4 protein-coding genes are annotated in these 6,632 nt (G+C 51.6%); all 4 read right to left on the bottom strand.

Annotation, left to right across the window (positions count from 1 at the left end; genetic code table 11):
• Positions 1-250 precede the first annotated feature (250 nt).
• The 4 genes from BLQ17_RS09695 to BLQ17_RS09680 all read right to left on the bottom strand — a co-directional run bounded on the left by BLQ17_RS09695 (position 251) and on the right by BLQ17_RS09680 (position 6,569).
• Complete coding sequence (locus BLQ17_RS09695; protein WP_092222275.1) at positions 251-3,082, bottom strand: response regulator; 2,832 nt, start codon at positions 3,080-3,082, stop codon at positions 251-253.
• A 415-nt stretch (positions 3,083-3,497) separates the two neighbouring features.
• Positions 3,498-4,805, bottom strand: coding sequence for a TRAP transporter large permease (locus BLQ17_RS09690; RefSeq protein WP_092222272.1), 1,308 nt, complete (start codon positions 4,803-4,805; stop codon positions 3,498-3,500).
• 84 nt (positions 4,806-4,889) lie between these two features.
• Positions 4,890-5,447, bottom strand: coding sequence for a TRAP transporter small permease subunit (locus BLQ17_RS09685; protein ID WP_092222270.1), 558 nt, complete (start codon positions 5,445-5,447; stop codon positions 4,890-4,892).
• A 30-nt stretch (positions 5,448-5,477) separates the two neighbouring features.
• Entirely contained in the window at positions 5,478-6,569 is a 1,092-nt protein-coding gene (locus BLQ17_RS09680; protein ID WP_092222268.1) for a TRAP transporter substrate-binding protein, read from the bottom strand.
• Positions 6,570-6,632: the final 63 nt, after the last annotated feature.

Here is a 6,632-nt window from a genome sequence, read left to right as displayed (position 1 = left end):
GGTAAATATATATTCGCTAAATCAGTACGATGCGACAGATTGGCTATAGAGGAGGTTAAAACACAACAGCTTTTGTTGTTTTGCTCAGGCTGCTGAAAAAGGGAGTTCAGCTATGCACGGTATCTGGATACCCTTACAAAGGTTAGGTATATCGCACAATAATCGTCGTTTTTGGTGGAAGAGGAAAATCTCTGGTTTAACTACCTGCTTTAGCAAAAAGCATCAGGAAATATGGAAACTGGGCTACACCTCACCTTGCAGGTCCGATCCATTTCACCAGCGTCCGGTATAGAACGGCTGGATCGACAGGTTTACTGATAAAATCATCCATCCCCTCCCCAAGCGCCTTTTCACTCACTCCGCGGATGGCATCGGCGGTCATGGCAATTACCGGCAGATTGCTGAAACGATCATCCTTGCGAATTTTCTCGGTGGCCGCATACCCGTCCATGACCGGCATCTGGATATCCATCAGCACCGCGTCAAAGGGATCATTTTCCAGGGATGCATAGAGCAGATCCAGTCCGACCCGCCCGTTTTCTGCCACCGCGACAATAAATCCTTCCTTTTTCAGAAGTTCCCTGGCGACCTGCTGGTTGATTTTGTCGTCTTCAATCACGAGAATTCTCGCCCCCCTGATTTGTTCCAGCCCGGCTGTCTTCTCTTGAAGATTCGACTGCCACGCTTTCGGCGAAACCAGCTGATCCCCCATTACCACCATTATTTTGTTCAACAGCGCAGATTGGGTCAGGGGCTTGGACAGGATTCCGTCAAAACTGACATCATCAGCCTGTTTTTCCATATTTTCCGCCCCGTACGCGGTGACAACAATTATCTTGGGTAAATGGTTGAGGTCGTCTTTCTGCTGGATTTTGCGGATCGTTTCGATACCATCCTGTCCCACCATTTTCCAGTCCATAAAAACAAGTTCGATCGGCTGCCCGCCGCTGCCGTCGGCTCTCTTTATAATGTTAATAGCTTCTGCCCCGGAGTTACTGGTTTCAACTGCAAACCCGATACTTTCCAGATGTCCTTTTAAAACCATGCCGCACAGGTCGTTGTCGTCAACAACCAACACCCGCATTCCCCTGAGCAGCTCAAACGGCATGCTCCTTTCCTCATTGTCTTTTTCATATCGTCCGAATTTTGCGGTAAAGGAAAACGTGGAGCCAACCCCCAGTTCGCTCTCAACTGTCAGTTTTCCCCCCATCATTTCAACCAGTTTTTTGCTGATAGTGAGGCCCAGGCCGGTTCCACCGTACCTGCGCGTGGTCGAACTGTCCGCCTGGGCGAATGATCCGAACACAGCCTGCTGCTGGTCAGGGCTCATACCGATGCCGGTGTCATGAATCGAAAATTGGATAACGGCCAGATCCTTTTCTATCATAACCGGTCTGGCCGCAACGACCACCTCGCCATTTTCGGTAAATTTGATGGCGTTGTTCAACAGGTTCAACAGCACCTGTCCCAACCGCAACGGGTCACCCTTCAGGGAGGTGGGAAGCGTGGGGTCAAGATCGAAGACAAGCTCGAGTCTTCTTTTCGGGATCTTTACCATGATCATGTTCAGCAGGTTATCCATCACCTCATTGAGATCAAACTCCGTCACTTCTATGTCGAGCTTGTCCGCCTCTATCTTTGAAAAATCAAGGATATCGTTGATAATGGCCAACAGGGTCCCGGCCGACTGCTCGATTTTTGCGACATAGTCGTACTGTTTGGCAGAGAGATCGGTCTTAAGCGTCAGGTGGGCAAGTCCTATTATCGCGTTCATCGGGGTGCGGATTTCATGACTCATGTTCGCCAGAAAAACACTCTTGGCTTTGTTGGCGGCCTCTGCCTGCTCTTTTGCCGACACTATCTCTACCGTCCGGCTCCGAACCTCATCTTCAAGGCTCTCGTTCAGCTCGATCAGCCCGGCCTGCGCACTGTTCAGTCTCTTGGTCTGTCTTCCAAGAAAGACCACCAGGACCAGCAGGACCAGCAGGGTTGACAGCACAGCGGCTATTTCCTTGGGGTACAACTCAAACACGGAATACTGCCTGTTCTTGACAATACTGCCCGGAGGAAGAGTGGAGAGACCGATATCAAATCTTTTCAGCGCGCGGTAATCGAAAATAAATTGGTTTCCGCCCTTCTTCATTACCGTAGGTTTTCGGTCCGGTCCCTCCCGCAGGACCATAAGCCCCATCTGCATGACAGCGCTGGTCTGCGCCTCAACGCTGTACATATATCCGCCGATGGTGCCGGTTCCGATAAACTGGTCGTAACCGCTCAATACCGGTACCGAAGCTGCGGACGCGATTTCCCTAACGACATCTATCGGCTTGTGCTGCTGGCCGGCTGCATCCTCAAAGAGCAGGGTATAGAGGATGACCGAATTTTTCTTCAGCAGAGCCGCCCTGCGCTTCATCTCAGTCACCGGCAGACCGGACCAGTCGGTACATCGAACCCGATCGCTGCAGACTTTATCGCGCACCTCATCGACCATGTTCACAAAAAGCTGGTCGATCGGTCCGACTCCGTGCACCAGAACCACTTCATCGACCCCGGGATTGGTGTTGAGGAACCAGCGCATCGAAGTGGTAAACTCCTCCTCCCCCATCACTCCGCCCACATCCGGCGGCAGCCTGTCCAGGGCAAAATCCTCCTCCCTGCCGGTACCGTAGAAGATGACGGGAGTATCCGGCAAAATAGTATCCCTGTGTTGCAGCCAGGGTTTGAGCATTCGATGGTTTATGACAATAACCAGGTCGACACGCTTATTGGCATACTTCAGCTTGAAAAGATCAAACATGGCGCGCAGATAATCTTCACCGCTGAATCGATTGAGATCGAGAAATTCGTAGTAGAAGTTGAGTTTCAGGTCTTTTATTTTGGCTATTTCCGCCTGTATGGTTTTCATCGACAATCTGCTGACCGGCAGATCCATCTGGTAGATAGAGAGGAAGAGGATATTTTTGGCAACCGGCTCAGTAACGTCCTGCGCCCTGACACTTGCGGCCATGCCCAGGCGAAACAGGATCAAAAACAGTAGCAAGACCGTTTTCCCCTGCCTGACAGATTCTCCTCGTAATTTCATCTTCTCGCCTATCTATCAAGAAATATGAAAAAATACCTCCACCGATCGACATCGATATGTAAAATCATATCGCAAAATTACGGCAAATAACAGGCGACCGCCGATAATTCTCCTGTGCTCACGGCAACGGACCATTACTGACTGATATAACAGTCAATCTTTGCCAGCAGCACTCAAACCGTCCATAACGGTGTAGAGCAAATCAATGAAAGTAAAATCTTCTTGCACCGGCTTTGGGCGGTGGAACAGCGACATCTGCGATATGACCGGAAGAGTGACGGGATAACTTTCCGCCGGGCAAGATGAGACGTAAGAGGAACCAGACAAAGGCGGGCCTGGAGGACAACACAGGGAGGCAGGTGAACAGGGCGGCGGCAGAATTTCAGCCACCGCCCTGTACGAGGACAACTGAACGCTACACCACCAGGCTCGGGAACCAGGTAACAATACCGGGGAAAACCATTATCAGAGTAATGGTCGCCACGTCAAGCAGGATAAAAGGCACCGCCGCCACAAACAGTCTGCTCAACTGTACTTCCCCCGGCATAAGCCCTTTTACGATATACAGATTCAACCCCATTGGCGGAGAGATGTTTCCAGCACACATATTTACCGCCATCAATATACCAAACCAGAGGGTATCGATCTGCAGGGCATTCAGGATCGGCATGATGATCGGCGTCGTCATCATCACAATGGCCGCAGGGTCGAGAAACATCCCCATTATCAGAAACCCGATCATCAGGATAATGACGATGGTGTTGGTCGACAGCGGCAGCGATACAACCCAGTCGGTAAGCTCTGCGGCGCACCCGGAATAGATAACCACATACCCAAATGAGGTTGCTCCGATAATAATCCATCCGATCATCGCGGTGGTCCGTACCGTATGCAAAAGGGCCTGCCTGATGGTCTTAAGATCCAGCGCTTTTTTGGATATGGCGATGAGAAACACCAAAAGGCAGGCGATGGCGCTTGCCTCGGTGGGCGTCGCAACGCCGGTGTAGATAGTTGACAACAGGGCGATAATCACCAACAACAGCGACCAGACTTTCCAGAGTGAGCTGAACTTTTCCTTCCAGGTGAAACGGACTTCGTCGCGGGGGGCGACTTCCGGATTGATCTTGACCCGGATAAAAATATAAACCAGCGCCAAGAAAGTAAGCAGAATGCCGGGAATAATACCCCCGGCGAAAAGGGCGCCTATCGACTCGTTTGCCAGGGTCCCGTACAGAATCAGGATAACACTCGGCGGAATAAGGATCGACAGCGCTCCTGAAAAAGCAACGATCGCCCCCGACATTCCCGAATTATATCTGCGCTGTATCATCTCCGGAAGAGACAGCAGGCCGACAGTGGCGGTTCCGGCCGTGCTCGCCCCGCACACGGCGCCGAATATGGCGCCGAATACGGCGCTGGTCATTCCCAGACCACCGGGCAACCTGCGTAAAAACCGGTCGGCAACCTCGTAGCTGTCGGTTCCCATCCTGCTGTGCATTACCAGCTGGGCCATGAGTATAAACAGCGGCACGCAGACCAGGGTATAATTGCTCATATGCCCATATCCGGCCAGAGCGACACCGTACAGGCCACTGGTACCGGGCCAGAAAATCAAAGCGGCAATAACACTTAAAAATCCGAGGGAAAAAGCAACGGGAACGCCAATGAAAAGAAACATCATCAGTGACGTCACCAACAGAATAAGCACAATATACCATTCCATAACAACGATCTCCTCAATCAGCCCGGTGCCGGTATTACCGATAGCCGCAGGTGCCGGCAGCGGGCCCGTTGGTCTTAACCTGCCTTAATTCTGAAGGCCGGCATACCGTTTTGCGCCAACCGCATTGCAGAGCATCGCGGTATTTTTTATTATTCTCACGACATACTCAAGCAGCAGCAGGGCGGCGCCGACAACCAAAAACAGTCTTATCGGCCATAATTGCCATGCAAGATATTCGGTGCTCCTGATGTTGTTCTCCCAGGCATCGTAGGTGAAAACAATTGACTGGACCAGAAAGACCAGGACATATGTTCCCGCCATCAACGAAGTCACCACATCCAGCAGGATCCTCTTTTTTTCGGATAGTTTCTCAGTTGCGATATCAACGCTCACATGGCCGCCGGACGCCAGCGTCCAGCCGCTGCCGATAAAAATCACCATGATCAGCATGTACCTGTTGACTTCAAAGCTCCATGTGGTGGGTGCGTTGAAGATATAACGCATGGCTACGTCGTAGCTTATTGTCAACATCATCAGCACCACGACCCAGCCCGCGGCCTCTGCAAGTTTTTCGTCAAGGGATAAGACCCCGTCCAGCACTCGATCGAGTATTTTGCGTTCACCGCCAGTGTGTTGTTCCATAACTTATTCCTCAACATGAAGAAGACAATTTCATTGCACTGCTGTAACTTTTATTTCCGATGTTTTCTTACCACCCCACTCTTTCTGCTTGGCCCTCAAAAGAGCCACGAGCTGTCCGCATCCAGGACTCTCCGCGGCATACCAGTCCCACACCTCCTCGAGCATTTCTTTTGATTTTTCTATATTGGCATCATCCATGGTGACGAAATTAACACCCTTGTCAATGCACCACTTCTTGTTCTCCTCCTCATAGTTCGGCCAATACTCGACACTTGCCCACCGCCCCCACTCCCGGGCAACTTCGACAAGGGTTTTTTTGAGATGCTCGGGAAGCCTGTCAAGAGCCTGCTGGTTTATCCAGAGATCGTCGGCCCAGGTGAAGACAGGCGGCTGCGAGAAGGTCTTGGCAACTTCGAAGAACTTGTAATCCTTCAATCCGTAGGCGTAGAACAGCAGAGCGTCTACCGTTCCGCGCTGCAGGGCCGGGTAGATCTCTCCGGTGGCCATGGTAACCGGACTGGCGCCCCAGGCCTTCGCCACCCTGGTGCTGACACCACCCGCTGCTCGTAACTTGATGTTTTTCAGGGAATCGACGGTATCGTAGGCGGTATCGCCCCGGCCGATGATGCCGGAGCTGCCACAGATAACGTTTGTCAGCCACACCGCATTGGCTTTCTCCTGATAGGCCTTATAGATAATGTCATGGAACCGGCCGGCTTCGCCGCCTTCATTGTTGTTCATATATTCCCAGAACTTTTCTCGATTGTTGAGGGAGACATACGGCAGCCAGTCGACATCCCCTTCCGGTACCATGCCGTGATAATAGGCGCCGCAGCTTGCCAGCATGTCAATTGTACCGTTCTTCAACCCGTCCAGGGCCTCGTTGCGCCCGATAAGCTGGCTGGCGGGAAAGACGGTGAACTTCAACTGGCCGTCAGTGGCCTCGGCCACCCGCTTTATGAATTCCTGATACGCCTTGTACTGCGGGTGCTGCGTATGCCAGGCCATCTGGAATTTCAACCGGTACGTCTTGCACACACCATCCTCTGGAATAACCGACAAACAAAGGGCAAGGATAATCGAAGCAACTATGGATCCGGTGATCGAAATTCGGTTTTTCATAAACAACCTCCTCTGGATAGAATTAGGTGGAAAACAATCAAAAAACGACCGAACACTATCCAC

This window comes from Desulforhopalus singaporensis (genome assembly GCF_900104445.1).
In the GTDB taxonomy this organism is placed as follows: domain Bacteria; phylum Desulfobacterota; class Desulfobulbia; order Desulfobulbales; family Desulfocapsaceae; genus Desulforhopalus_A; species Desulforhopalus_A singaporensis.
Note: the sequence above shows the minus strand (reverse complement) of the source record. Positions and strands in the feature narration are given on the sequence as shown.